Source organism: Novosphingobium sp., from assembly GCF_965214355.1.
In the GTDB taxonomy this organism is placed as follows: Bacteria; Pseudomonadota; Alphaproteobacteria; order Sphingomonadales; family Sphingomonadaceae; genus Novosphingobium.
The window spans coordinates 58072-82927 of the sequence record NZ_CBDCBI010000002.1 but is presented as its reverse complement, the minus strand read 5'-3'; the positions used below and the strand labels follow the sequence as shown (position 1 = coordinate 82927).

25 protein-coding genes are annotated in these 24856 nt (G+C 64.1%); 7 read left to right on the top strand and 18 right to left on the bottom strand.

All coding sequences use genetic code 11. The features are described 5' to 3' along the window. The first annotated feature begins 332 nt into the window (after positions 1–332). Positions 333–1361 carry a uroporphyrinogen decarboxylase gene (gene hemE / locus ACOOE2_RS00950; RefSeq protein ID WP_420381156.1) on the top strand — a complete coding sequence of 343 codons (1029 nt, stop codon included), beginning with the start codon at positions 333–335 and terminating at the stop codon, positions 1359–1361. Positions 1362–1373: 12 nt separating this feature from the next. Here hemE and ACOOE2_RS00945 read toward each other — a convergent pair whose 3' ends face one another. After that, the gene (locus tag ACOOE2_RS00945) at positions 1374–2918 is read right to left on the bottom strand and encodes a hypothetical protein (protein ID WP_420381155.1); all 1545 of its coding nucleotides are present in this window, start codon (positions 2916–2918) and stop codon (positions 1374–1376) included. A gap of 336 nt (positions 2919–3254) precedes the next feature. Between ACOOE2_RS00945 and ACOOE2_RS00940 the strand changes: the two genes are divergently transcribed. Both ACOOE2_RS00940 and rho read left to right on the top strand, forming a co-directional pair. After that, positions 3255–3698, top strand: a complete 444-nt coding sequence (locus tag ACOOE2_RS00940; protein ID WP_420381154.1) for a CopD family protein — start codon at positions 3255–3257, stop codon at positions 3696–3698. Between the two features lie 184 nt (positions 3699–3882). Beyond that, complete coding sequence (rho, locus tag ACOOE2_RS00935) at positions 3883–5139, top strand: transcription termination factor Rho (RefSeq protein ID WP_420381153.1); 1257 nt, start codon at positions 3883–3885, stop codon at positions 5137–5139. A gap of 29 nt (positions 5140–5168) precedes the next feature. Here the strand turns inward: rho and ACOOE2_RS00930 are convergent, their stop codons facing one another. The 7 genes from ACOOE2_RS00930 to ACOOE2_RS00900 all read right to left on the bottom strand — a co-directional run bounded on the left by ACOOE2_RS00930 (position 5169) and on the right by ACOOE2_RS00900 (position 12032). Continuing rightward, complete coding sequence (locus tag ACOOE2_RS00930; protein ID WP_420381152.1) at positions 5169–5558, bottom strand: LysR substrate-binding domain-containing protein; 390 nt, start codon at positions 5556–5558, stop codon at positions 5169–5171. 132 nt (positions 5559–5690) lie between these two features. Beyond that, positions 5691–6356 carry a 2-dehydro-3-deoxy-6-phosphogalactonate aldolase gene (locus ACOOE2_RS00925; protein WP_420381151.1) on the bottom strand — a complete coding sequence of 222 codons (666 nt, stop codon included), beginning with the start codon at positions 6354–6356 and terminating at the stop codon, positions 5691–5693. Beyond that, positions 6349–7248 (bottom strand): 2-dehydro-3-deoxygalactonokinase, encoded by a 900-nt coding sequence (locus ACOOE2_RS00920; protein WP_420381150.1) that lies wholly within the window; start codon positions 7246–7248, stop codon positions 6349–6351. Before ACOOE2_RS00920 ends, ACOOE2_RS00925 begins: the two co-directional genes overlap by 8 nt. Further along, positions 7232–8158 (bottom strand): Gfo/Idh/MocA family protein, encoded by a 927-nt coding sequence (locus tag ACOOE2_RS00915; protein ID WP_420381149.1) that lies wholly within the window; start codon positions 8156–8158, stop codon positions 7232–7234. Before ACOOE2_RS00915 ends, ACOOE2_RS00920 begins: the two co-directional genes overlap by 17 nt. A gap of 4 nt (positions 8159–8162) precedes the next feature. Further along, positions 8163–9155, bottom strand: a complete 993-nt coding sequence (araD1, locus tag ACOOE2_RS00910; protein WP_420381148.1) for an AraD1 family protein — start codon at positions 9153–9155, stop codon at positions 8163–8165. Between the two features lie 17 nt (positions 9156–9172). Beyond that, a complete protein-coding gene (locus tag ACOOE2_RS00905) occupies positions 9173–10696 on the bottom strand; it encodes an aldehyde dehydrogenase (NADP(+)) (protein WP_420381147.1) in 1524 nt (507 codons plus the stop codon). 22 nt (positions 10697–10718) lie between these two features. Next, positions 10719–12032, bottom strand: a complete 1314-nt coding sequence (locus tag ACOOE2_RS00900) for a sugar MFS transporter (protein ID WP_420384533.1) — start codon at positions 12030–12032, stop codon at positions 10719–10721. A 173-nt stretch (positions 12033–12205) separates the two neighbouring features. Here ACOOE2_RS00900 and ACOOE2_RS00895 point away from each other — a divergent pair, with 173 nt between their 5' ends. From ACOOE2_RS00895 to ACOOE2_RS00885, 3 genes are read left to right on the top strand one after another with little or no spacing between them, the layout of a single operon-like run. Next, complete coding sequence (locus tag ACOOE2_RS00895) at positions 12206–13333, top strand: aldose epimerase family protein (protein WP_420381146.1); 1128 nt, start codon at positions 12206–12208, stop codon at positions 13331–13333. A gap of 13 nt (positions 13334–13346) precedes the next feature. After that, the gene (locus ACOOE2_RS00890) at positions 13347–15134 is read left to right on the top strand and encodes an IlvD/Edd family dehydratase (protein ID WP_420381145.1); all 1788 of its coding nucleotides are present in this window, start codon (positions 13347–13349) and stop codon (positions 15132–15134) included. Then, the gene (locus ACOOE2_RS00885; protein WP_420381144.1) at positions 15134–16000 is read left to right on the top strand and encodes an SMP-30/gluconolactonase/LRE family protein; all 867 of its coding nucleotides are present in this window, start codon (positions 15134–15136) and stop codon (positions 15998–16000) included. The genes ACOOE2_RS00890 and ACOOE2_RS00885 overlap by 1 nt, the downstream gene beginning before the upstream one ends. On the opposite strand, the gene ACOOE2_RS00880 is transcribed toward ACOOE2_RS00885, so the two are convergent. From ACOOE2_RS00880 to ACOOE2_RS00850, 7 genes are all read right to left on the bottom strand, one after another. After that, the gene (locus ACOOE2_RS00880; protein WP_420381143.1) at positions 15976–16770 is read right to left on the bottom strand and encodes a FadR/GntR family transcriptional regulator; all 795 of its coding nucleotides are present in this window, start codon (positions 16768–16770) and stop codon (positions 15976–15978) included. The two genes, ACOOE2_RS00885 and ACOOE2_RS00880, sit on opposite strands and share 25 nt — an antisense overlap. A 106-nt stretch (positions 16771–16876) precedes the next feature. After that, positions 16877–17152: an HU family DNA-binding protein gene (locus ACOOE2_RS00875; RefSeq protein WP_420381142.1), complete on the bottom strand. Its 276-nt coding sequence runs from the start codon at positions 17150–17152 to the stop codon at positions 16877–16879. 8 nt (positions 17153–17160) lie between these two features. Then, positions 17161–17535: a hypothetical protein gene (locus tag ACOOE2_RS00870; protein WP_420381141.1), complete on the bottom strand. Its 375-nt coding sequence runs from the start codon at positions 17533–17535 to the stop codon at positions 17161–17163. Between the two features lie 16 nt (positions 17536–17551). After that, positions 17552–18475, bottom strand: a complete 924-nt coding sequence (locus ACOOE2_RS00865; RefSeq protein ID WP_420381140.1) for a sugar phosphate isomerase/epimerase family protein — start codon at positions 18473–18475, stop codon at positions 17552–17554. 17 nt (positions 18476–18492) lie between these two features. After that, positions 18493–19449, bottom strand: coding sequence for a sugar phosphate isomerase/epimerase family protein (locus ACOOE2_RS00860; protein WP_420381139.1), 957 nt, complete (start codon positions 19447–19449; stop codon positions 18493–18495). A gap of 56 nt (positions 19450–19505) precedes the next feature. Then, positions 19506–20810: an MFS transporter gene (locus tag ACOOE2_RS00855; RefSeq protein WP_420381138.1), complete on the bottom strand. Its 1305-nt coding sequence runs from the start codon at positions 20808–20810 to the stop codon at positions 19506–19508. A 39-nt stretch (positions 20811–20849) separates the two neighbouring features. Continuing rightward, positions 20850–21623, bottom strand: coding sequence for a TIM barrel protein (locus ACOOE2_RS00850; RefSeq protein ID WP_420381137.1), 774 nt, complete (start codon positions 21621–21623; stop codon positions 20850–20852). Positions 21624–21849: 226 nt separating this feature from the next. Between ACOOE2_RS00850 and ACOOE2_RS00845 the strand changes: the two genes are divergently transcribed. Continuing rightward, complete coding sequence (locus ACOOE2_RS00845) at positions 21850–22506, top strand: TetR/AcrR family transcriptional regulator (protein ID WP_420381136.1); 657 nt, start codon at positions 21850–21852, stop codon at positions 22504–22506. A gap of 46 nt (positions 22507–22552) precedes the next feature. On the opposite strand, the gene ACOOE2_RS00840 is transcribed toward ACOOE2_RS00845, so the two are convergent. The 3 genes from ACOOE2_RS00840 to ACOOE2_RS00830 are packed head-to-tail and all read right to left on the bottom strand — an operon-like array spanning position 22553 to position 24854. Next, positions 22553–22939, bottom strand: a complete 387-nt coding sequence (locus ACOOE2_RS00840; RefSeq protein ID WP_420381135.1) for a C-glycoside deglycosidase beta subunit domain-containing protein — start codon at positions 22937–22939, stop codon at positions 22553–22555. A gap of 11 nt (positions 22940–22950) precedes the next feature. Beyond that, positions 22951–23853, bottom strand: coding sequence for an alpha/beta hydrolase (locus ACOOE2_RS00835; RefSeq protein WP_420381134.1), 903 nt, complete (start codon positions 23851–23853; stop codon positions 22951–22953). Continuing rightward, positions 23850–24854, bottom strand: coding sequence for a sugar phosphate isomerase/epimerase family protein (locus ACOOE2_RS00830; RefSeq protein ID WP_420381133.1), 1005 nt, complete (start codon positions 24852–24854; stop codon positions 23850–23852). Before ACOOE2_RS00830 ends, ACOOE2_RS00835 begins: the two co-directional genes overlap by 4 nt. Positions 24855–24856 lie beyond the last annotated feature (2 nt).

Sequence of the window (24856 nt, the reverse complement as noted above, 5' to 3'; positions counted from 1 at the left end):
GCGTTTTCCCGCAATTTGCGCTGCCTGTGGATAGGTACAGGATAAACCACGGGATGAAACCGTCGACAACATTCGGCCGCGATTTGCTGCCCGTGAACCCGAACGTCCGCGGCCGTTTCACCACAGGCGCGCTGCACTTGCCCACAGGGTGTGGACAAGGCGGACAACTTTCCCTTGCCACCCGGCGCGGGAGAGTCGCGGGCGAACTTTTTTGTGGGAATGGGGGAACAATTGCGGCAGAGCGCCGCCGTCCCCGTTATCCACAGGGCCAACTAATACCATCAACCAGATTCTAAGAATCTTTATAGTTTATGGAATGGAACCCACGCGCGATGCCCGGCCCGATCCTCGACACGCTTCTGGGCGCCGATCTGGCGCAGCGGCCAGTGTGGCTGATGCGCCAGGCGGGGCGCTATCTGCCGGAATACCGGGCTTTGCGTAGCGAAAAGGGCGGGTTTCTCGAGCTCGTGTATGACGCGCAAGCCGCAGCCGAGGTGACGGTGCAACCGATCCGGCGGTTCGGCTTTGATGGCGCGATCCTGTTCAGCGATATCCTGATCGTGCCGCATGCGATGGGGCAGACATTGGAATTCCTGGTGGGGGAAGGACCCCGACTGTCGCCGCGCGTACTCGATAGCGCGCTATCGGCTTTCCAGGGGGCGCCGGAGCGGCTGTCAGCTATCTATGAGACGGTTTCCCTGGTGCGAGGCCAGTTGGGTCCACAGACCACCTTGCTGGGCTTTGCGGGCAGTCCGTGGACCGTGGCCACGTACATGGTTGCAGGCGAGGGCAGCCGGGACCAGCACGAGACCCGGGCTCTGGCCTATCGCGACCCAGGCGCGTTCCTGGCGATCATCGATGCGATCGTCGCGGTGACCGTCGAATATCTGTCGGGACAGATTTCGGCCGGCGCCGAAGCGGTGCAACTGTTCGACAGCTGGTCGGGTAGTCTGGCGCCGCGCGAATTCGAACGCTGGGTGATTGCGCCCACCGCGCGCATTGTGACCGCGTTGGCGCAGCGCCATCCCAAAGTGCCGGTGATCGGCTTTCCCAAGGGCGCGGGTGAGAAACTGCCTGCCTACGCGCGTGAAACCGGCGTCGGTGCAATCGGTGTCGATGAAACGATCGATCCGGTCTGGGCAGACAAGGAACTGCCGGGAGGAATGCCGGTGCAGGGCAATCTTGATCCGTTGCTGCTCCTGGCGGGCGGCGATGCGCTCGATCTGGGCGCGCGCGCGGTGCTCGATGCATTTGCGGGACGGCCACATGTGTTCAACCTGGGGCATGGTATCGGGCAGTTCACCCCGATCGCGCATGTCGAACGGCTGTTGCAGGTCGTGCGCGGATGGCGCGCGCGCTGATTACGCGTCGGCTTACGCAATCGGGGGCGTTACCAGGATCCAGCCGATGCCGCTGCGTTCCACTCGCCCCGACCGGATCGGATAACCGGCGCGGCGCAGGGCATCGATGATCGCCTGCGCGGTCGGATGCCGGTTGGCGACATGTTCGGTCCAGAATACGTTCGGGCAGGTCGCCGACAGGCTGTTCGCGCCGCCGGGTGACAGGGAGCCGGCGGGTGAGAGGGCAAAGCCCATGCGGTGCGCCTCGAACCGGTAGGCGAACGGCACGACCGCGCGATTGTCACGGGGCGGCATGTCGAGCGCCAGCGTGTTCCAGTGCAAGTCGGGATGGACGGTTGCCTGGGGGCAGGCGTGGACGATCCTGGCGATTGCCATGCCGGTGCCATCCCAGCTCGGCTTGGCGATCGTGCCGAGGCAATTGGCATGGATCGCAAACCCTGTGGCGAGCAGGACCAGCATATCGATCACGATCACCGCCCGGACGGCAAGGCGGCGCGTGGCCGCATGCGCACCGATCGCCAGGATCAACGCAATGATCGGATCGAGCGCGACAAGATAGCGCGAAACCAGCATCGGCCGGTAGAGGTGCGCCGCCATCAGCACGGCCACGGCCAGCGCGAGCCCGGCGGCGAAGGTTATGATTACGACCGCGGACATTTGTGCATCCGGATCGCGCCGGCGCAGGGCAGGCAGAGTCACGGCCAGCCCCGCCAACGCGACAAGCAGGAGCACAGGATTGGCGTAGACCGCATCGTGCACTTCGGTTTCGATCGCCCAGCGCCCCGCATTGAATCCGCCCGGTATCCAGAACACGCGCGTGTTGGCGGCAATCGTCGAAAACTGGATCGCCATCGTGATCGCAAACGGGATCAGCGCCAGCGCTGCAATTGCGGTCAACCGGCAGGCATCGTTCCACCGCCGGGCAAAGGCATGATGGAGTACGGTCGCGGCCACCAGCGACCCGATGATCACGGTTGTCAGCACATGGACGCTGAACGCGACGGCCAGGACAAGACCCAGTGCGATCCGTGTCCATCGCCCGGCGTGGCCGAGGATGTCGCGCGCGAGCAGCGGCAGGACGATCGCGGCGAGCACGAACGACAGGAAATAGGATCGCAACTGGCCGATTTGATCAAGCGCGGGAAACGTCGCTGCAAGCGCCAGGCCATCGTACCAGAGGATCCGCGCGAACCAGGCGTCCGCGCGCGCGAGGCGTCCAAGCACCCAGACCAGCGTGACCAGCAGCACGCAATTGATCGCACGCATGCCCGCGATCGTGCCGGCGAGCCCAGTCCCCCCGAACCCGGTCCCCGCGATCAGCCGTGACCAGGCCCAGGCCAGCGCGTAGAACAGCGGTGGATGATTGTCGCGCAGCCACGCCGGGTAGAGCGTGGACAGCGGCGCTCCCGGCCGGACGACGTAAAGCGAATAGAATTCATCGTACCATGGCCCCCGGCCCAGGATCGCAATCATGGCGCCCGCACCAAACATCACCGCCAGGATGACAAAGCCGATCCGGCGCGCGATGGTGAGCGAAAGCGTTGTTTGCGAAAGCATTGCGCTGGGTTGGTCTTTGGTCAAAGAGCTGGAAACCCTATTATATCAGCAAAAGATTGATGGTTTGATACGCGATGCGGACACGCCAACGGATATGCCAGGCCAAGCAACGCTATCCCGACCGTGCGGCTGCCGCTGTGGTTGCGGCGCGCCACGATCATGCCGTGGCGCCCTATCGCTGCGATCGGTGCTTTGGCTGGCATCTGACCAGCCGGCTGAAAGGCAAATGGATCGCGAGATCCCCGCTTGCAAAAAGTGATGGACCAAGCGCACCACAAGTCGGCTTGCCAACCGAAACACCTTCCGGCAGCGCATAAATCCGTTTATTGCAACCCCATGATGCAGGTGCTCACGATGCTCTATCTCTGGCTCAAGGCCGGCCATGTCATCTTTGTGGTGTTCTGGATGGCGGGGCTGTTCATGCTGCCCCGGTTTTTCGTCTATCATCAGGAACTGCCGGAAAACGCGCCCGAAAATGCGCTGTGGGTCGAACGCGAAGCGCGCCTGCTGAAAATCATCCTGTGGCCTTCGCTGGTCCTGGTCTGGGTGTTGGGGATGGCGCTGGCGATCGGCGGCGGATGGTTCACGCAAGGCTGGCTGCACGCCAAGCTGGCGTTCGTGCTGGTGCTGACCGCGTACCAGTTCTGGATGGCGGGTTATGCGCGCCATCTGGCGCAAGGCCGGCGCAAGCTGGCGGGCCGGCAGTTGCGTCTGCTGAACGAGGTGCCGGGGGTGGCTGCGGCGATCATCATCATCCTGGTGATTATCAAGCCGTTCTGAGCAATCCTCCCCGGGACGGGGAGGATTTGGTAGTGGCTTGCCGATTGACGCGTGGTCCCCGCAGGGATAAAGGCAGTCACGCTAATCCGGATATTAGCCGTACGGGCCATGCGCCCGCACCCTGGTCTGCTTTCCCCAAGCCCATCGACCGTCCGGCCCGCACCCTTCCTTGCTGGAATATTGTATGCATCTGAAAGAATTAAAGAAAAAGACCCCCGCCGACCTGGTCGCGATGGCCGAGGAGCTGGGTGTCGAAGGCGCCAGCACGCTGCGCCGGCAGGACCTGATGTTTGCCATCCTCAAAGAGATGGCCGAAGATGGCGAGGAAATCCTCGGCATCGGCACGATCGAAGTCCTGCCCGACGGCTTCGGCTTTCTGCGCAGCCCCGAGGCGAATTACCTGGCCGGCCCCGATGACATCTATGTCTCGCCCAACCAGGTCCGCAAATGGGGCCTGCGCACCGGTGACACGGTCGAAGGCGAAGTGCGCGCGCCCAAGGATGGCGAGCGCTATTTTTCGATCAACCGCCTGATCAAGGTCAATTTCGACGACCCCGACGCCGTGCGCCACCGCGTCAATTTCGACAACCTGACCCCGCTTTATCCCAACGATCGCCTGCGCCTCGACACGCTCGACCCCACGGTCAAGGACAAGTCGGCGCGCGTGATTGACCTGGTCAGCCCGCAAGGCAAAGGCCAGCGCGCGCTGATCGTTGCGCCGCCGCGCACGGGCAAGACCGTGCTGTTGCAGAACATGGCCAAGGCGATCACCGACAACCATCCCGAAGTGTTCCTGATCGTTTTGCTGGTCGACGAACGCCCCGAGGAAGTCACCGACATGCAGCGTTCGGTCAAGGGCGAGGTCATTTCCTCGACCTTCGACGAACCCGCCACGCGCCATGTGCAAGTCGCCGAAATGGTCATCGAAAAGGCCAAGCGCCTGGTCGAACACAAGCGCGATGTCGTGATCCTGCTCGATTCGATCACGCGCCTCGGCCGCGCCTACAACACGGTCGTGCCCAGCTCGGGCAAAGTCCTGACCGGCGGTGTCGACGCCAATGCCTTGCAGCGCCCCAAGCGCTTCTTCGGCGCGGCTCGCAATATCGAGGAAGGCGGTTCGCTGTCGATCATCGCGACCGCGTTGATCGATACCGGCAGCCGCATGGACGAAGTGATCTTTGAAGAGTTCAAAGGCACCGGCAACTCCGAAATCGTGCTCGACCGCAAAGTCGCGGACAAGCGCATCTTCCCCGCACTCGATGTGGGCAAGAGCGGCACGCGCAAGGAAGAGCTGCTGGTCCCGCGCGATCAACTGTCGAAGATGTGGGTGCTGCGCCGTATCCTCATGCAGATGGGCACTATCGATGCGATGGAATTCCTGCTCGACAAGATGAAGGAATCGAAGACCAACGAGGATTTCTTTGCGACGATGAATCAATAAAAAGGCGATCGCCGGGGGGCGATCGCTTTTCATCCAGCCAGTTGTTCGGCCAGCCACTGCGCCGCCAGCCCGGCCACCGGGTCCGGTTCGCGGCGCAACGGCAGCAGCACGTTGTACATCCCGTCGGGCGCGACTTCGCGATCGCCCAGGCGGACGAGGCTGCCGTCATCGAGGTAGCGTTCGCACAGCATGTGCCAGCCGAGCGCAACGCCCTGGCCGGCGCGGGCGGCCTCGATCGCATCGGTGTAATGGTTGAAGCGCAGCGCCGGGGCCAGGCCCGGGCGCGCGGGCAGGCCGGCGCAGGCGAACCAGTCGGCCCACGAATACCATTGCCGGTCGCTGGCCTCGTTTTCGATCAGGTCGGCAGGGTCGGCGAGAAACCGGTCGGGATCGAGAAAGCCCGGGACACAGACCGGCACCAGGATGCTCTATCCGGGCGAGGACCACCGCGTCGATAACCCTGGCAAGCAGGCGCATTTGTGGAAGACGTATCTGGAATTCTTTGACCGCAATCTGACACTGTTGAAATGAAAAATGCCGGAACCGCTCGATCAGCGAGCGGGCGGCGCTGCATCACGGCCGGGCAAGCAGCGGACGAAATTCGCGGCCCTTTCGCCCAGTTCCTGCGCGCCGATCCCCGGGGTGTACAAGGCCGAGCCAAGACCCGCGCCATCCGCTCCGGCAGCCAGCCACCGGCCAAGGTTTTCCTCCGTCACCCCGCCGACTGCGAAAATCGGTACGTGCGCGGGGATCACGGCGCGCTGGGCCTTGAGATACGCCGGGCTGGCCCCTTCGGCCGGAAACAGTTTCAGGCCGTGCGCGCCAGCGTCGAGCGCGGCGAACGCTTCGGTCGGAGTGAAATAGCCCGGCAGCGAAATCATTCCCGCCGCCGCCGCCGCACGGATGACGTCTGGAACCACGTTGGGCGATACGATCAACCGGCCGCCTGCAGCGCGCACGTCGGCGACGTCACGCCCGGTCAGCACGGTTCCGGCGCCGATCAGCACATCGGATCCGTACCGCGCCGCAAGCAAGGCGACAGAAGCCAGCGGATCGGGCGAATTGAGCGGGACCTCGATCATGGTGAACCCCGCCGCGATGAGCGCATCGGCCATGTTGACCACTTCGTCGGGGCGAACCCCGCGCAATATTGCCACGAGCGGGCATCGGGCAGCCGCTGTGGCCAGCGCCGCGTGTGGATCGAACCGGTCAGTCATCGCAAACATGCCTCCAGATCTGGGTGATGCCAGCCACAAATGCAGCCTGGCTGTCGACCGGATGGGCGACACCGCCCGTCAATTCCACCGCTGTCGCATACAGGCCGGCCAGCGGCGCATCGGCCACGATATACACCGCCCGGCCGGGCACACGCGGTTCGCCGCCGACGTCATGGCCGATCAGCAGGCCCGAGGCATAGGCCGCACTGTCTGTCACGCTGCGATGGCCGAGCAAGGCGGCGGCGCGGACGCGGAACAGTTCGGTGGTCAGCCGCCCCGACAGGCCCGCGGCAACGCCTTGGCGAAAGGCGGTCCCATCTGTCACCGGGCCGGTTAGGAAATCGGCCAGCAGGCTGTGACCCTTCAACAGCGCAAACAGTTCGCCGGTCATTGCGGTGGCAAAGCCGGCGATGGCGCCGCCCGTCATGTGGGCCCATTTGCAATGCGTTCCGGGCTGACACAGCAGACCGTCCGGTGGCGCAAGCCCTGCGGCAACCGCGCCGAGAAACTGCACCTCTTCGCCGCGCATCACATCACCTGCGGCATCCGCCACGCCGGGCACGATCGCGGTGCGGCCGGGTTCTGCCCAGTGCAGCGCGCCGGCCAGATCGGCCAGACCCGCAGGGCACGGGCGATAGGGCACATTGACCCAGCCTTTCGCCGAGCCCGCCATGCCCGCCAGCACGACCGGATAGTCCCCGAATTCCGCGCGGATCTCTGCGACCGCCCTGGGAAAACCGCCTTTGGGCACCGACACCAGGCCGCGCGCATCGCGGCGCGCGCCGAGCACGCCCCCTTGCCGGTCGAGCACGAAGATGCGCCGGTTGGTCGTGCCCCAGTCGACTGCGATCAGGTCAGCGCCCACCTGTGTCGCCTCAATCGACAAAGGCATCGACACGGGTCCGCTGCCCGAGCAGAAACGCATCGGCGACATGGCGCAGCGGTGTGATATCGACATCGCTGGCGTGCGTGTGCACAAGCGTGGCAAAGCGCCGGTACAGCCCCGCATATTCGCCATCGGTGCCGCGCTGCGCTTCGTCAGAGCCGGTCATGACTCTGCCGCCATGGGTCAGTTCCAACCGCCCGGCGTCGGTTTCCACCACGATATCCCAGGTTTGCGGGCCGGTCTGGCGCCAGTCCAGATCCATCGTGATCGCGGTCTGCCGGCTGTCGGTAAAGGCCAGGTCGGCAGCGATCGGCGCCGCGCGATTGGCCGGGACCAGCAGGGTTGCCCGGGTCAGGAAAAAGGGCTGCGGCAAAATGGCCGTGGCGATCGACAGCGCATTGATGCCGGGATCGAATACACCCAGGCCACCCGCCTGCCAGATCCACGCCTGGCCGGGATGCCACACCCGCACATCTTCGCGCCATACGATGTGCACCGACCGGATGGTGCGGTCCGCCAGCCAGGTTCTGGCCGGCTCCACCGCGGCCGCAAAGCGCGAATGCCATGCGGCGAACAGGCTGACCCCGCGATCGTGCGCTGCCGTGCGCAGCAGCTCCACTTCGGCCAAAGTCGCACCCGGCGGCTTTTCCAGAAACACATGCAAACCGTGGCTGATGGCAGCAGCGGCCAGCGCGTACCGCACTTGCGGCGGCGTGCACAGCACCACGGCATCGATCGCAGGGCCCTGATCGAGCAGCGCATCCAGCGTGGCAAACCACGGCACAGTCAGCTGCGGATCATGAAGATCGACGACGGCAGCCAGTTGGAAATCGGGGCTGGCCGCGATCGCCGGCAGGTGCTGGTCGCGTGCGATCTTGCCCACGCCTGCAACTGCGATACGAATTGGCGCGGCCATGTCGCTACAGCACTTTCACTGATGCAGCGTATGGCTCTGCACGCGTTAACGGGTTGCGCAGCGGCAGCGTGAACGGCGCCGCCTCGATCTCGAACACGTCGCCCTCCTGCGTACGCAGATCGTCCGAGAACGATAGCGTCGCGGTTCCGAAGAAATGCACATGCACATCGCCCGGGCGCCGGAACAGATCGTATTTGAAATGGTGATGTTCCAGATTGGCGAGGCTGTGCGACATGTTCGTTTCGCCCGACAGGAACGGTTTTTCCCAGATCACCGTGCCATCGCGGCGGATGCGGCTCGTCCCGCGTACATCATCGGGGGCCGCGTCGATCAGCAGCTCCGGCCCGAGTGCCGCCTGGCGCAGTTTCGAATGCGCCAGCCACAGATAGTTGTGGCGTTCGGTGACATGGTCGCTGAATTCATTGGCCAGCGCAAAGCCGAGACGGAATGGTGTGCCGTCATCGCCGATCAGGTAAATCCCGGCCAGTTCGGGTTCTTCCCCGCCATCCTGCGCGAATGCGGGCATGGCCAGCGGCGCATCGGGGCCGACCAGTTGCGAGCCGTCGCCCTTGTAGAACCATTCGGGCTGTTGCCCGATGTTGCCATCCGCAGGCTTGCCCCCGGCCACGCCATCCAGGAACATCCGCATCGAATCCGTCATGGTCTGCCCCGACGCTGCAGCGGCATGCATCTTGTCGCGCCCTTCGGCAGAGCCGAGATGGGTGAGCCCCGTGCCGGACAGGATCAGGTGCGCCGGATCGGCGTGATCGATCGGCGGCAAAAGGTGTCCGGCATCGAGTTCGCGGGCAATGTCGACCGCCGCGCCCAGGCCTGCATCGCGCGCCGCCCGGGCAAGAGTGGTGCCGGCGGCAATGGCGCGCAAGGCCAGTTCGCGGATCGATGCCACGCCCGGCACCACATGGGCCTGCGCGCCATCGGCAAACAGGACGCAGCGTGCGCCATCCGGCGCGCGGTGCTGCAACAAACGCAAAGCCATCGTTTCAAACTCTCCGGTCAGTCAAGCGTGAGCACGCCGTCGATCAGCCGCGGCACACCATCGTTGCGGGAATCGTCGCGCAATTCGGGTGGCAACAGCCGTTGCGCCAGGTTCTGATAGCTGACCGGGCGCAGGAAGCGATCGATCGCCAGGCTACCGACCGATGTCGTGCGGGCATCGCTGGTCGCCGGAAACGGACCGCCGTGCACCATGGCATGGCCCACCTCGACCCCGGTGGGCCAGCCATTGGCCAGGATGCGACCGACCTTGCGCTCCAGCACGGGCAGCACTTGTGCGGCGAGCGCCTCGTCCGCGTCGTCCATCTGCACGGTCGCGGTCAGCTGGCCCTCCAGGCCGCGCAAGACCGCCAGCAATTCATCGGCATCGGCGCAGCGCACCACCACCGCGCTGGCGCCGAACACTTCATGCGCAAGATCGGGATTGGCCAGAAACGCTGCCGCCGTCGTCTCCAACAGCGCTGCGCCGCCCGAAACGCCCTCTCCTGTAGCACCTTGTGCCAAAGTCCGGGCGTTGGCCGCAAGACCGGACACGCCGGCGCGATAGGCATCGGCAATTCCGCGCGTCAGCATCACTTGCGCATCGGCCTTTGCCACCGCGTGTGCAGCGGCGGTGATGAATTCATCCAGCCCGGCGCCTTCGATGGCCAGGATCAGCCCGGGATTGGTGCAGAATTGCCCGGCACCCATCGTCAGCGAACCGGCAAACCCGGCGCCGAGCGCGGGCCCTCGCGCCTGCAGCGCTGCGGGCAACAGCAGCACCGGATTGATGCTGCTCATTTCGGCATAGACCGGGATCGGCACGGGTCGGGCCTGCGCAAGGCGCGCAAGGGCCAGCCCGCCTGCGCGCGATCCGGTAAAGCCGACCGCGGCGATATGCGGATCGCTGACCAGTGCCGCGCCCAGATCGTTCGAAGGGCCCACGAGATGGCCGAACACGCCGGCGGGCAAGCCGCACGCGGCGACAGCGCGTGCAATGGCCGCTGCAACCATGGCGCCGGTTTCGGGATGCGCAGGGTGGCCTTTCACGACCACCGGGCATCCTGCGGCCAGCGCTGCGGCGGTGTCTCCGCCGGCCGTCGAAAACGCGAGCGGAAAATTGGACGCGCCGAACACGGCAACGGGGCCCAGCGGGATGAACCGCAAACGCAGATCGGGGCGGGGCAGCGGCTGGCGATCGGGCTGGGCCGGATCGATCCTGAGCCCGGCCCAGTCGCCCTTGCGCACGACCGCGGCAAACAGCCGCAGCTGTCCGATGGTGCGGCCGCGTTCCCCCTCAAGCCGGGCGCGCGGCAAGCCGCTTTCGCGCATCGCCGCGATGATCAGGTCGTCGCCCAGCGCCAGGATTTCGAGCGCGATGGTTTCCAGGAAAACCGCGCGCGGTTCACGCGCCAGCGCGCGATAGGTGTCGAACGCGGCGTCTGCGGCGGCGCAGGCCGCCGCCACTTGCGGGACCCCGTCGACGCGGAACGCCGGGCCGTCGGGCTCACCGGTGTGGGCGGTGATCGAACGAAATTCTGTCATGGCAAGCTCCGCAAAAGGACAATCATATCGCCGCCGGCCGGGGCAGCGCATGGGTGGGGCGCGATCCCCACAGCGCATAGAACAACACGTACAGCTCGCAGGCCGCGGTCAGCAGGAACGAGGCCTGCAACCCGTAGCGATCGGCCAGCCAGCCCTGTACCACCACCAGCGCACCGCCCGCGATCGCCATGACCAGCAACCCCGATCCTTCCTCGGTCAGCGGCCCCAGCCCCCTGATGCCGAGCGTGAAAATGGTCGGAAACATGATCGAATGGAACAGGCCGACCAGGATCAGCGACCACATCGCGATAGGCCCGGCCGCTAACACGGTGATCATCATGACCGCGAACGCGCCCACCGAAAACAGCGCCAGCACGGTTTCTGCGCGCACTTTCTGCATGATGGCAGACCCGGCAAACCGCCCGACCATCATCCCGCCCCACAGCAGCGTCAGATAACGCCCCGCCGCTTCGTGCGTCAGATTGGCAACGGTTGGCTGGCTGACGAAATTGATGAACAGGTTGGCAACGCCGATTTCCGCGATCAGGTAGATGAAGATCGCAGGCACGCCGAACACGAGGTTGCGATGGTTCCACAACGACAGGCCCTTGCGCTCGTTTCCGGACAGGCGCTGTGTCGAGGACGTCAGGACCGGCAGGGGAAAGCGCAGAAAGACCAGCGCCAGCACGATCAGCACACCCGCGACGAGCGCATACGGCAGGATCACGGAGTGCGCATCGGCGATGCGCTGCGCCGGGGTGATCAGTGCGCCGGCCACGGCGGTCCCGCTTCTGGATCGTCCCAGGATCAGATAGGCGCCGAACATCGGCGCGAGCACGGTGCCTGCCGAATTGAGCGCCTGGACCAGGTTGAGCCGCGACGATGCCGTTTCCGGCCTGCCGACCACGGCCACGTAAGGGTTGGCCGCAACCTGCAGCAGGGTGATCCCGCTGGCGATCACGAACAGCATGACCAGCGTGACGCCATAGGACGGAATGCTGGCCGCGAGCATCATGCCCAGCGCGCCCGCCGCCATGATGCCGAGGCCAGCGACGATCGCCAATTTGTAGCCGAAGCGTTCGATCAGCTTGGCCGACGGGATCGACGCAAAGAAATAGGCGATGAACCAGACGGATTCGATCAGCGTGGTCTGCGTATAATCGAGATCGAACACGGCGCGCAGATGCGGCAGCAGCGTGTTGTTGATGACCGTGATGAAACCCCACATGAAGAACAGCGTCGCCAGCAAGGCCAGTACCGGACCAAAGGAGGCGCGGCTGCCTGGCCCGCCGTCGTCAGGCAGGCCGGAGGGACCGGGGGGGGCAACAGGCGGCATCGTGGTCCTCTCGTCGGTCGGGCCGGTGATGATCGGTCCGCGTGATCCGGCGGCTTGCACCCCGTTCATTTGTCGGACTATATAGGCGTTGCAACCACGTCAATGGGCAACGCGGCGGCATCGGAAAAGCAACAGGCAAGGGCAGCGGCATGGGCAGGATTATGGATCGTACTATGATCGGCGTAACCGCGCTCGCGCTGTCTGCGGCCGCCTGCACGATGCCCGCCCATGCAGCGGACGCGCAGCAGAAAAGCGCGGGAAAACTGCCCGATGGCCGCGATGTGGCGGTGATCACGCTCACCGCGCACAATGGCGTTTCGGCCCGTATCCTGGCGTATGGCGCAACCCTGCAGTCGCTGTTCGCACCCGATCGCAACGGGTACCCGGCCGACGTCCTGCTCGGCTATGACGACCTGGCGTCGTATGTCGATCACCCCAACTATTTCGGCGCCACGATCGGCCGCTATGCCAATCGCATTGCCGATGGAAAGTTCACGCTGGACGGCCACAGCTATCAATTGCCGCAGAACGACCATGGCCAGTCCCTGCATGGCGGGGGCCACGGTTTCGACAAGGTGCTGTGGCAGGTGGCAAAGGTGCAGTCGGGTCCCGTTGCCAGTGTCGTGCTGCGCCACGTCAGCGCGGACGGCGATGCCGGCTATCCCGGCACGCTGACAGCGACGGTGACCTATTCGCTCGACGAGCATGGCGATCTGGGGATCACGTTCGACGCCAGCTCTGACAAGCCGACCGTGGTCAACATGACCAACCATGCGTTTTTCAACATGGCCGGCGAAGGCAGTGCGGATGGGGCGCTGAACGAATTGCTGACTATTCCGGCCAGCGCTTATACGCCGGTCGACAGCCATCTGATTCCCACCGGCGAATTGCGCGGTGTCGCAGGAACGGTATTCGATTTCCGTAAACCCCACCCGATCGCGACGAGCGTGCGCGATGGCCATGATCCGCAGATCGTGATCGGCCGGGGCTATGACCACAATTTCGCGCTCGACAAAGGTGCCACGCCGGCGCCGGGCCTGGCTGCCCGCCTGACCGATCCTGCATCGGGGCGCACGCTCGACGTGCTGACGACAGAGCCCGGTGTCCAGTTCTACACCGGCAATTTTCTCGACGGCACTCTGGTTGGCAAACAGGGCCATGTGTATCGCATGGGCGACGGCGTCGCACTGGAACCGCAGAAGTTCCCGGATGCCCCCAATCGAAGCGCATTCCTGTCGGCGCGGGTCGACCCCGGCAAACCCTATCATCACGCCATGATTTTCCGCCTGTCCGTTCGCTGATCGAGAAGCCTGCATGACCAAGACAAAATTGCGCAGCCGCGCCTGGTTCGACAATCCCGACAATATCGACATGACGTCGCTGTACCTGGAACGGTATCTCAATTTCGGGATCAGCCTCGAGGAACTGCAGTCCGGACGCCCGATCATCGGGATTGCGCAAACCGGCAGCGATCTTTCGCCGTGCAACCGCCATCACCTCGTGCTCGCGGAACGTATTCGCGAAGGCATCCGCGACATGGGGGGCATCGCGCTGGAATTTCCGGTGCATCCGATCCAGGAAACCGGCAAGCGGCCGACCGCAGGCCTCGATCGCAACCTGGCGTATCTTGCGCTGGTCGAGGCGATCTACGGCTACCCGCTCGATGGCGTGGTGCTGACAACCGGATGCGACAAGACGACGCCGGCGCTGCTGATGGCGGCCGCGACTGTCAATATCCCGGCGATCGCGCTGTCGGTCGGCCCGATGCTCAACGGCTGGCACAAGGGCGAGCGCACGGGTAGCGGCACGATCGTGTGGAAGGGCCGGCAGATGCTGGCGGCGGGCGAAATCGACGAGGCGGGGTTCATCAAGCTGGTGGCGTCCTCCGCGCCGAGCACCGGCTATTGCAACACCATGGGCACGGCCACCACGATGAACAGCCTGGCCGAAGCGCTGGGCATGATGCTGCCCGGATCGGCCGCGATTCCGGCGCCCTATCGCGACCGGCAGGAATGCGCGTGGCGCACCGGCAAGCGCATCGTGGAAATGGTTCACGAAGACCTCAAGCCATCCGACATCCTGACCCGCGACGCCTTTCACAATGCCATCGCGGTCAATTCGGCGATCGGGGGCAGCACCAATGCGCCGATCCACCTGGCCGCGATCGCGCGCCACATCGGCGTCGATCTGCCGCTGCGCGACTGGCAGGATGTCGGCCACAGGATTCCGCTGCTGGTCAACCTGCAACCCGCCGGCGAGTACCTGGGCGAGGACTATTATCATGCCGGCGGTGTGCCGGCGGTGGTGGCGCAGCTGATCGGGCAGGGGTTGATCCGCGAAGGCGCGATGACCGTCAACGGGCGCACGATCGGCGACAATTGCCGCGATGCCACCATCGAGGACGACCGCGTCATCCGTCCGTTTGCCCAGCCGATCCTGCACGATGCCGGTTTTCTGGTGCTCGGCGGCAACCTGTTCGAGGCCGCGATCATGAAGACCAGCGTGATCTCCGACGAATTCCGCGATCGCTACTTGTCCAATCCCGATGATCCCGAAGCGTTCGAGGGCCCGGCGGTGGTGTTCGATGGACCGGAGGATTACCACCACCGGATCGACGATCCGGCGCTCGGCATCACGTCGGCCACGCTGCTGTTCATGCGCGGAGCGGGCCCGATCGGCTATCCGGGCGCGGCCGAAGTGGTCAACATGCGTCCGCCGAGCTACCTGATTACCGAAGGCGTGACGGCATTGCCCTGCATCGGCGATGGACGCCAGTCGGGCACTTCGGGCAGCCCCTCGATCCTCAATGCCTCGCCCGAAGCGGCGGCGCTGGGCGGCCTGGCGCTGCTGCGCGCCGGGGACCGCGTGCGCATCGATCTGCGCAAGGGTACGGTGAACGTGCTGATCGACGACGCCGAACTGGCCGATCGCCGCGCGGCGCTGAAAGCGGCGGGCGGTTATGCCTATCCGGCGAGCCAGACCCCGTGGCAGGAAATCCAGCGCGCGCTGGTCGGCCAGCTTGATACCGGGGCGATTTTGGAAGGGGCGGAGAAATACCAGCGCATCGCCCAGACGATGGGCGTGCCGCGGGACAACCATTGATGGCAACCGTCCGCAAGATCGAACGCGAGACGTGCGATGTGCTGGGCGAGGGCGCGCTGTGGTGCGCGCGCGACGGGGCGTTCTACTGGGTGGATATCCTGGCACCTGCGCTCAATCGGCTGACTTTGGCCAGCGGCGCAGTCGAGCGCTGGGCCATGCCCGAGCCGCTGGGCTGGGTGGTGGAGCATGCCGGCGGCGGTTTTGTCGGCGGGTTTCGCAGCGGCATTGCGTCGATCACGCTCGATCCGCTGATGATCGGCCCGCGCACCGGGCCCGAAGCGCACTTGCCCGGCAACCGCATGAACGACGGCAAGGCCGACCGCCATGGATCGATCTGGTGCGGCACCATGGACATGGCGGAGGAACAGGCGAGCGGATCGCTGTACCGGCTGGGCTCCGACGGCGCGTGGCAACAGATCGATGCCGGTTATCACGTTCCCAACGGGCCCGCTCTGTCGCCGTGCGGCGGCTGGATGTACCATGCCGACAGCGGGCGGCGTGTGATCTATCGCTTTTGCCATGACGGGCACACCGTGCAGGACCGGCAGCCGTTCATCCGGTTCGGCGAAGACGATGGCTATCCCGATGGCATGACCTGCGATGCCGAAGGGTATCTGTGGGTGGCGCACTGGGATGGTGGCCGGATTAGCCGGTTCGACCCCGATGGCGCGCTGGATCGCAGCATTGCGCTGCCGGCACAGCGTGTGACCAATGTCGCATTTGCCGGTGACGCGCTCGATCGCATGTTCGTGACATCTGCCGCAACGGGTCTGCCACCGGGCGAATTCGATGGAGCGCTGTTCGAAGTCGATGCGGGGGTAACCGGCAATCCCGCGCACGTTTACAGTGGACCGCTGCCCGGCTGAACGGGTGCTGCGCCGGCGGCGCCGGCGCGTTGCATCTGCGCGGCGGTGTCGGCCATGGCCAGATCCACCAGCACCCGCATTGCGGCCGCCGCCGCATCTCCATCGCCTGCCGCGATCGCGTCGTAGACTTTGACATGGTCGGGCATGGGGTTGCGCGGCAAGGTACGCCCGCGCTGCTTGTACCGGGTGGTCCAGTGCACGGCCGCGCCGATCGTCGATGACAGGACGATAAGCGCATCATTGCGCGTGGCGCGCAGGATCGCATCATGGAAATCGCGGTCTGCGGCCTGACCGGGCTCGGTGGCCAGCGAATGGCGGCGCATCCCGGCCAGTGCCTGTTTCATCGTGGACAGGTCTTCGCGCGTGCCGCGCTCTGCGGCCAGGCGCGCGGCGCCCGGCTCGACAATGGCGCGCAATTCGAAAATGCTGCGCACGAATTCCGGATCCGGCTCACCGGCAAAGGCCCACCCCAGGACGTCGGGGTCGAGCAGGTTCCACCGCGCGCGGGGCAGGACGCGCGTGCCGGTCTTGGGGCGGCTTTCGACCAGGCCCTTGGCGGCCAGCACCTGCATCGCTTCGCGAAAAGCGCCGCGCGACACTTGCAGCGCTTCGGAAAATTCCACCTCGCTCGAAAGGACAGTGCCTGGCGGATAGACTCCGGAGACGATATCCGTGCCCAGACGGTTGGCAATCGCGCCGCGCAACCTGCGCCCGGTACTGCGCCGCGCGCGCGGTCCGGGGGTATCGGCGGGGGATGCGGGCTGGTTCAAATCGATCCTTTGCGCGGTGTATCAATGGCCGCCGGGCGCCAACCCGCAAAGGGTGCGGATATTCCCGAGGATCAGCGCCCTGCCACTGGCAGGGCGCTGATGCGTGTCAGCCGTTCAACTTGTCCTTCACCGCCTTGGCAGCGGCGAATGTCAGCTTCTTTGACGCTGCAATCTGGATCGTCGCGCCGGTCGACGGGTTGCGCCCTTCGCGGGCCTCGGTCGCCTTCACTTTGAACTTTCCGAAACCGTTCAGGCTGATTTCGTCGCCCTTGGCCGCTGCATCGGCAATTTCGGCAAACACGGCATCGACGAGCTTGCGCGCATCGGCCTTGGTCAGCCCGTGCGCAGTAGCAATCGTATCGGCGAGGTCACTGTTGTTCATGACTTGAGTCATCCCTGGTTCGAGGAACCAACACTGCTAGCGGCAAAATCGGTGAAAATCCATGCAGCGAATGCGCGTAACCGGCAGGAAAGCGAAGCCGGGCGGGCGCGGGGGGAAGCGACGCGGGTTGCGCCGGCCCTGCGAAGCAGGGTTGCGCGCGGGATGTGAATGCCGATCTGGCCGGGTACACCATTCCGGTTAGTGCCGATATCGGCACGATCGAGACCATATTCATCCCAGAAACCGATCTGCAGGTGAACCCGCTGGGCATCCAGGGCCTGGGTGAACTCGGCAATGTGGGGCTGAATGCTGCGCTGGCGAACGCGTACTGGTGGCTGCCTTGCATCCGATGCCTGATCGGCAAAAGGTGCAAAGGCAACCATCCGGCAGATCCGCAGATCAATCGTAGATCGGGCGCAATTCGTGGTCGAGATAATAGCGCGTCATGGCCATTGATGCCAGCATGTCCGGCGAGCCATCGTATTCGATCGACATCCAGCCCTTGAATTCGTGCTGCTTGAGCAGGCGATAGAGGCCTTTGAGATCGAGATTGCCCTGGCCCGGCTCCCAGAACCAGCGCGTGCCGTCATCCGTTATCTCCGGGTCCTGCGCATAGCGTACGCTGTCAGGCTGGCTGGATGATGCCGTATCCTTGAGGTGGAACGTGCTGATGCGGTCGTGATAGTCGTTGTAGAACGTCAGCAGGTCTTCGCCCATGATCGAGATCTGCGCGGTATCGATGCAGTAGTGCACCAGCTTCGGATCGGTCAGTTCGATCAGCTCGCGATGGTTGGGCAGATTGATCGCGCAGAAGAACTCGTTGTGCAGGCCGACCTTGACCCCGTGATCGGTGGCATAGCGGCCGATCTCGTTCATCACTTTGGCGCATTGCTGAACCTGGTCCCGGCTCAGCGGGCCGGTGCCGTGGTAGTTCTGCGTCGGGCACGTGTTCATGTACGTGCCGCCGAACTTGACGATCGTATCGACAGCCTCGCGCCCCGAGCGCACGGCTTCGTCGAAATGATCCGCCGCGTGCGAAGCATGGGCCCCATGGAACATGCCGATCACACTGACCCCGCGCTCCCTGGCAAAGGCAGCGAAGTTTTCGGGCGTGCCGAACAGTGGCAGGATGTCGGCCAGATCCCAGGGTGCGACTTCGATCCCGTCGAAGCCGAGCGCGGACTGGTATTTCAGGATGTTGTCCCAGTCTGAATAATAGGCGCTGTTGGTTTTGTCTTCGTAATAGAAATCGCGGAAATTATCGATTTTCTTGTAGGGAATCGATTTCCAGTGGCTCATGTTGGCATAGCGAATGTTTGGCATCGCGCTGACTCCGTTCGTTATTTCTGTAGCTGGTTAAGCAGGGCGCGGGTGCGCAGCAGGGCGCGGAACGGATCCCGCGTCTGGCGCGCGCTGCACGTGACCGGCCCTTGATAGTCATGCGCGCCGAGCAGCGCGACAAGCTGGCCCAGATCAACAGACCCCATACCCGGATCGCGGAACACCTGGGTTGCGTGCTGGCTCGGAAACTCGGGATTGGGCGTTTTCCAGACATCGCCCGGATCGACAAAGCTGGTATCGGTCAGATGCACGCAGCCGATCCGCGCGCCATGCGCCGCGAAAAACTCAGGCGCCGGGATACCCGCAACGAACAGGTTCGCCGCATCGAGGTCGACTTTCACCGTGTCGGGCAAGGCGTCGAGCAAGGGCAGCAACCGCTCGCCGCCAAACAAGCTCCAGTATTCGTGGCGCAAGACCAGCGTTACCCCCAGCTCCGCCGCTTTGGTGGCAAGCCCTGTGAGCAGGTCGATCGTGCGCTGGGTAAAGTCCGCCTTCGTGGTTTCGATATCGGGATGGTATTGCGCGATACGGCCATAAAACGGCGATGGGCTGATGGCCAGATAGTCGGCACCCATGTCGGCGGCATGGGCCAGGGCCTCGCCGGCGAAATGCCCGGTTGCGCCGAAATAAAACCCCAGATTGTCGTTGCGCATGAACAGGTTGGGATCAAAGGTGATGCCCGTGACCCGCTCGATCCCGTGGCTGCGCAAAGCGGCGCGATAGTTGGCCGCGCTCTCGTATTTGGTGTTCACGCAATACCGGTTCATCGGAACGCCGCTGCGGCCACCGAATTGCCACACCGGCTCATAGGGAATCTCGATCGCCGAAAAGCCCGCTGCGGCGATCAGCGTATACAGCTCTTCCCAGAAATACCGGCTTTCGTAGCGGTTGCGGTTCGGCTCCTGGTACTGTCGATTGATCAGATCGAGGCTTATTGCGGCAGTTTGTGCATGCATGTCTGGGTTCCGTTTCTTCGGGTGACCGCGTCAAGGGTGATGGTGTCGGGGGGGTATCAACTGGGGTGGGCTGGCCTGCCTGCCGGCCACAGCATCAGCACCAGCGTTTGCGCGATGAGCAGGACCACCGAACCGCCGCTGTAGGTCCAGCGGATCGCCTGCCGCGCTGCATCGGTGACATGGCCGGGGGCATAGCCGAAAGCGCCCAGCACGTAGGCGAACCCGGCCGTGCCCAGCGCCATGCCCAGTTTGGTCGACAGGCTGATGCCGGCAGACAGCAGTCCCTCGCGCCGGGTGCCGTATTTGGCCTCGTGATAATCCACCGTTTCGGCAAACATCGCAAAGGTGGCGGTAATGGTGATCGATGTCGCCAGGCAGCCGGCGATGTAAAGGGCGAGAAACAGCGCGACATGATCCTGCACGAAGGGCAGCGCGGCAAACAGCACGGCGGCAATCGTCAGCGCCGCCACCGCGCCGTTGCGGGTGCCGGTGCGCGCCAGAATGGCGGGCGCAAAAAAGGCCGAGAGCAGCAGCATTCCGGCCACGGCCGGCAGCATGATCGAGATCATCCAGGGCCGGCCCATGACATCGATGGCGAAATACGCCGTCGCGGCCATCATCATGCCAAAGCGCGCGAAATACAGCAGGCAGGACGCGAACACCACCAGCCAGGCCCGGTTGTGGAGCATTTCCTTCACCGCGGGCAGGATGGCAAAATCGGGCGATGTATGGTCGTGGTGCCGTTCGCGGCAATTGCGGAACAGCATCATGGTGCACGCAAAACCGATGGCCGCAAACAGCGCCGCCACCAGCGTGAAACCGCGCTGCTGGTCCCCGCCGCCCAGTGCCGCCACCAGCGGCATCACCGCGGCCGCGCCCAGCACCACGCTGACCGACGTGCCGATCGAGCGCATCCCCGACAGATTGAGCCGTTCGCTCCGGTCGAGCGTCATCATCGGCATCAGCGCGGTGTAGGGTATGGCCTGGCAGGACATCAGGATACCCAGTGCCTTGAAGGTCAGGAACGCATAGACCAGCTGCGCGGGCTGACCCCAGGCGGGCACATGGAACACCGCCACCGACACGAGCGCATAAGGCACTGCGGTGCACAGGAAATACACCCGCGTGCGTCCCCACCGGCTACGCGTCTTGTCCACGGCAATCCCGACGAGCGCGTCGATCACGGCGTCCAGCAGCCGTGCCACCAGGAATACCGTGCCGACCGCAGCCGCGGGCAGGCCGACGACATTGGTGTAGTAGAACAACAGGAAACCGCTGGCCATGTTGTAGGCCAGACTGGTTCCCATGTCGCCAAAGCCATAGCTCAGCCGTTCGGCAAAGCCCAATTTTTCAGGTTGCACGTCCCCATCCTATCCCAAGTGGCGACAGATCAGGACCTGTCAGCAGCCCAGCTTTTGCCGGGTCAGCGCCAGGGACTGGTCCATGGGCAGCGTCGGAAAATATTCCAGCCCGATCGCGCCGGTGTAACCCAGGGTGTCCAGCGTCTGCATGACTTTGGACCAGTCGAGACTGCCGGTGCCGGGCTCGTTACGATCGTCCATGTCGGCGACCTGCACATGCGCCACCAGATGGGTGCGGCCGGCCAGCACTTCGGCGATATCCTCGCCCATCACTGCGCTGTGCCACACATCGTACAGCAGGCGCAGATTGGGGCTGCCCACTGCCTCGACCAGATCGAGGCCCAGCTTCGTGCTGACCAGGTACATGATCGCGAAAAGCCGGGTGTTGAGCGGTTCGAGCAACAGCATGACGCCGGCCTCTTCCGCCAGATCGGCTGCGGCGCGCAGGGCGGCGACGGCGTTGGCGAAATGCTCGTCCTCGCTCATGCCCTCGACGCGGAAGCCCGAGGCGACGATCAGCGCGGGTTTGCCCAGTTTGGCCGTGGCGGCGATCGTGTCGCGAACGGCGGTCACCATTTCGTCGCGCTCGGCCGGATCGACAATCGAGCGACGCGGATCGACGCAGACGCCGGTCAGCGTCATGCCCGTTTCGGCAAGCGCCTGCGCCATGGCGTCCACCGGCTTGTCGCGCCACAGGTGAAATTCGGCAAGGTCGAATCCGCCGGCCTTGGCCGCGTGCAGACGCGCGGCGAGATCGCCGGCTTCGGCAAATTGCCATTCGATGCAGGATGAAAGTTGGTGCGGCGCAGACATAGGACCTTTTCCCATTCCACGGCCCCGTGGCGCTTGCGCGCTCGTATGCCTGGCGGGTTGAGCCCCGCTATTTTGTCGCTTGCGGCTCTCGCCGCATTTGCCGCGCAGGTCAAGATGATTTGTTGCCGCATCGGCCAGCCGGCAAGTGCCATGCCGGACATCGGGAATAATAAACCCTTTGTGTTGTGATCGTTGACGGATGGCCGATAAAACGGGACATGAAGTCATGAAACAAGATGTCGGCCTTTCCACAGCCTTGCGCGCACCCGTCCAGGGGCGGTCAAAGGCGTCCTACGAACGCATGCTTGTCGCTGCCGAAGCGCTGATGGTCGCGCGCGGTTCGGATGATTTCACCCTGCAGGACGTCAGCAAGAAGGGGAAAGTGTCGATAGGATCGATGTACAACCGTTTCGAGGGCAAGGAAGCCTTGCTTCACGCGGTTCAGTTGCGCGTGCTGGAACGGGTCGACATGCAGATGCATGACCGGCTGGCAGCGGCGCGCAGCGGTTCCAAGGATCTGAACCACCTCGTGGTGGCGCTGATCGACGCTGTGGCCGAAACGCTGCGTGCCCATGCCGACATCATGCGGCCGCTGATGCAGCGCGCCGGGGTCGATCCCTTGGTGGCAGCCACCGGCAAGGCGTCCTATGCCGCGACCGCCGAAGCAGTGAAGCAATCGATGCTGTTGTATGCGTCCGAGATCAGGCAGCCCGACCCGTTACGCGCCGTCGACAGTGCCTTTCGTACACTCTACGCCTCGATCGCCCGTTATCTCGGGTTCGGGACCAGCTCCGATGCGGCGTGGGAAGGAGACTGGATGGTGCTCAAGCAGGATTTGGCGCGCATGATCGCCGCATTCCTGAGCAGCGACATCACGCTTTAGAATGTGAACATCACCGGGACGTTCGCGGCCGTTCAGGCGCGTAAGGCTACAGACTGACCCGTTTTTCATCCGTGTTGAATGACGGGAAAGGTAGGTATGAAATGCGCAGTTTCTGCTGAAACGTCAGCGTGTGTTCGCCCGCAGGAAAGCCGCCTTGGTGGGCAACCGCGACAGTGGCCACCTCGCCAAAGGGCCAGCGGCGCTCATACGCGGTTTCCATTGCCTCGAGCGTGATTGGCCCGTGCCCTTCATCGAACGTTATGCTTTCGCGGGGGCAGGCCTGGCCGTCGATCGACACATTCAATTCTTCGATCATCGACAGGCCGAGACCGCGATAATACCCGAGTTTTGCCTCGAATGCGAAACCGGTGGGGGCGTCGGCAGGCCCCAGATTGCGCAAGGAGGCAGCGTCTAGCAGATATTTGTCGAACATCGAAAAAGTCCTCAGCGCTTGACGCGGTTCAAATCGAGCCAGCGGACGAAATCGTCGAGCCAGCCCGCCGTGGTAGTGCCCGGAACGCCCAGGCCAAAGCCATGATGTCCGGTCTGGAACAGATGGAATTCTACCGGGCGATGCGCCTTGTGCCAACTTTCGATCAGGCCCAGCGTCCCTGGTGCCATCAGGAAATCGTCATCGGCGATCGCCACGAACATCGCCGGTGCATCGGCCGGCACATCGCGTGCGGTCATCCGGGGATAGATCGGCGCGATAAAAGCTGGTCGCTCGTTTGCCGGCAGTTTCAGCGCGGCAGTCAGTGTCAGAAACGCACCGGCCGAAAAGCCCATCATGCCCACGCGCATTTTGTCGATGCCCCAGTCATCGCCATGCGCGCGCACATAGGCCAGGGCGGCACGGGCATCTTCCAGGCTGAAATCGGGCGTATCTTCGGGTACGTGCAAAGTCGTCGGTTTGCCACTGCGCCCCGCAACCATTTCGCGCATGAACTTGCCGAAATCGGCGGGGGTCGACAGCACGCGGTATTTCAGCACGAATGCAGCGATACCCCGCGCTGCCAGCGCGCGCGCCACATCATACCCTTCGTCCTGAATCGCCAACCCGAGGAAACCGCCACCCGGTGCGACGAGCACTGCCTCGCCCGTCGCCAGATTACGCGGCGGCAAAAACGGCAACAAGGTCGCCTGCTGCACATTGCGCACTTGTAGATCGCCGGTCTGGCGCAGCCAGCTCTCGGGCGGAGTGTTGGTCGCCTGTGGCGTGGGCAGGATGATTTCGCCTTCAAGTTGCGGTGCGGTGGCCGGCGCAAACAGCAGGGGCTGCTCCTGCGCGGCGGCGGGCAGCGACGCCGTCAAGGCTAGTGCGGCCGCGCACAGATGCCATCGGATCATGCTGCGGCCTCCGCTTGGGCTTGCGCGATCAGGCGCTCGAACATCACATGCTGGCGGCGGACCTGTTCGCGGCTGTCGACCACCTCCACGTCCTGGATCCAGCGATTGCCTTCGTATTCGGATGACAGCGTCCCTTCCCAGCCGGCCTTGACCAGTTCGGGGATGACATCGCCATAGGCCAGGCTGGGATCGGTGCAGTCCGGAGTCATTTCGTAGAACTTCGCCTGGATGTGGCGGAAATACGGTGCGAAATCGCCGATCCGTTTCGGATTGGCGTAAGGCGCGTGGCGCAGCGTTTCGGCCATGGCGATCTCGGCCTTGTTGCCGCCCATTTTTACCGCGACTTCATAGATCGTGTATTCGCTCATGATTTTCTGTTCATGGTTGTCGACGATGAATTGCGTGACCTCGGGCCGCGCGCCCTGGCGTTCGAACCGCGCGCGGAAAGCGGGCGGATAATGTTTCATGAAAATGCCCATGTCGGGCAGGATCCCCAGATGCCTGGTCTTCAGGCGGTCGGCCACCTCGATCGTGCGCAGGATCCACGCATGATCGAGATACCACGGCGCGTGCACCTCCACCCCCATGTGCACATCGTACCGTTCGGCAACCGGCACGCATTTTTCCAGGATGTCGGGGCGCACGAAAATCAGGACACGCATGTTCCTGATGCCGAGCCGGTGGCACAGCTTCAGATCGCGGGTGATGCTTTCGACCTGTTCGTCATCGGACATGATGCTGTCCTTGCGCAGTTTCGTATCGAGAAACATGTCGTAGCACGTGAAATGCGCGCCGTGGCGGGCCAGCATTTCGTGCCATTCGCCGACTTGCGCGTCGGTGATATGGGGAAATGTCGGCATGTTCTGTTCGGGCAGCACTTCGATACCGTGGGCGCCGATCGAGGCGGCAAATTCGATGCAGTCGTCGATCTGCATCTTGCCCAGAAACAGCTCTTCCTGAAAGCTGTAGAGGCTGACGCCGCGGGTGATTTTCGAGGTCATGA

What these genes read in the sequence shown, in the direction of transcription:
- ACOOE2_RS00940 (WP_420381154.1), top strand. Translation starts at nt 3,255, where the DNA reads ATGATGCAGGTGCTCACGATGCTCTATCTCTGGCTCAAGGCCGGCCAT.
- ACOOE2_RS00845 (WP_420381136.1), top strand. Translation starts at nt 21,850, where the DNA reads ATGAAACAAGATGTCGGCCTTTCCACAGCCTTGCGCGCACCCGTCCAG.
- ACOOE2_RS00865 (WP_420381140.1), bottom strand. Translation starts at nt 18,475, where the DNA reads ATGCCAAACATTCGCTATGCCAACATGAGCCACTGGAAATCGATTCCC.
- ACOOE2_RS00915 (WP_420381149.1), bottom strand. Translation starts at nt 8,158, where the DNA reads ATGGCCGCGCCAATTCGTATCGCAGTTGCAGGCGTGGGCAAGATCGCA.
- ACOOE2_RS00835 (WP_420381134.1), bottom strand. Translation starts at nt 23,853, where the DNA reads ATGATCCGATGGCATCTGTGCGCGGCCGCACTAGCCTTGACGGCGTCG.
- ACOOE2_RS00850 (WP_420381137.1), bottom strand. Translation starts at nt 21,623, where the DNA reads ATGTCTGCGCCGCACCAACTTTCATCCTGCATCGAATGGCAATTTGCC.
- araD1 (WP_420381148.1), bottom strand. Translation starts at nt 9,155, where the DNA reads ATGGCTTTGCGTTTGTTGCAGCACCGCGCGCCGGATGGCGCACGCTGC.
- ACOOE2_RS00860 (WP_420381139.1), bottom strand. Translation starts at nt 19,449, where the DNA reads ATGCATGCACAAACTGCCGCAATAAGCCTCGATCTGATCAATCGACAG.
- ACOOE2_RS00945 (WP_420381155.1), bottom strand. Translation starts at nt 2,918, where the DNA reads ATGCTTTCGCAAACAACGCTTTCGCTCACCATCGCGCGCCGGATCGGC.
- ACOOE2_RS00885 (WP_420381144.1), top strand. Translation starts at nt 15,134, where the DNA reads ATGGCAACCGTCCGCAAGATCGAACGCGAGACGTGCGATGTGCTGGGC.
- ACOOE2_RS00830 (WP_420381133.1), bottom strand. Translation starts at nt 24,854, where the DNA reads ATGACCTCGAAAATCACCCGCGGCGTCAGCCTCTACAGCTTTCAGGAA.
- ACOOE2_RS00900 (WP_420384533.1), bottom strand. Translation starts at nt 12,032, where the DNA reads ATGCCGCCTGTTGCCCCCCCCGGTCCCTCCGGCCTGCCTGACGACGGC.
- hemE (WP_420381156.1), top strand. Translation starts at nt 333, where the DNA reads ATGCCCGGCCCGATCCTCGACACGCTTCTGGGCGCCGATCTGGCGCAG.
- ACOOE2_RS00840 (WP_420381135.1), bottom strand. Translation starts at nt 22,939, where the DNA reads ATGTTCGACAAATATCTGCTAGACGCTGCCTCCTTGCGCAATCTGGGG.
- ACOOE2_RS00905 (WP_420381147.1), bottom strand. Translation starts at nt 10,696, where the DNA reads ATGACAGAATTTCGTTCGATCACCGCCCACACCGGTGAGCCCGACGGC.
- ACOOE2_RS00870 (WP_420381141.1), bottom strand. Translation starts at nt 17,535, where the DNA reads ATGGTTGCCTTTGCACCTTTTGCCGATCAGGCATCGGATGCAAGGCAG.
- rho (WP_420381153.1), top strand. Translation starts at nt 3,883, where the DNA reads ATGCATCTGAAAGAATTAAAGAAAAAGACCCCCGCCGACCTGGTCGCG.
- ACOOE2_RS00875 (WP_420381142.1), bottom strand. Translation starts at nt 17,152, where the DNA reads ATGAACAACAGTGACCTCGCCGATACGATTGCTACTGCGCACGGGCTG.
- ACOOE2_RS00925 (WP_420381151.1), bottom strand. Translation starts at nt 6,356, where the DNA reads ATGACTGACCGGTTCGATCCACACGCGGCGCTGGCCACAGCGGCTGCC.
- ACOOE2_RS00890 (WP_420381145.1), top strand. Translation starts at nt 13,347, where the DNA reads ATGACCAAGACAAAATTGCGCAGCCGCGCCTGGTTCGACAATCCCGAC.
- ACOOE2_RS00895 (WP_420381146.1), top strand. Translation starts at nt 12,206, where the DNA reads ATGATCGGCGTAACCGCGCTCGCGCTGTCTGCGGCCGCCTGCACGATG.
- ACOOE2_RS00920 (WP_420381150.1), bottom strand. Translation starts at nt 7,248, where the DNA reads ATGCCTTTGTCGATTGAGGCGACACAGGTGGGCGCTGACCTGATCGCA.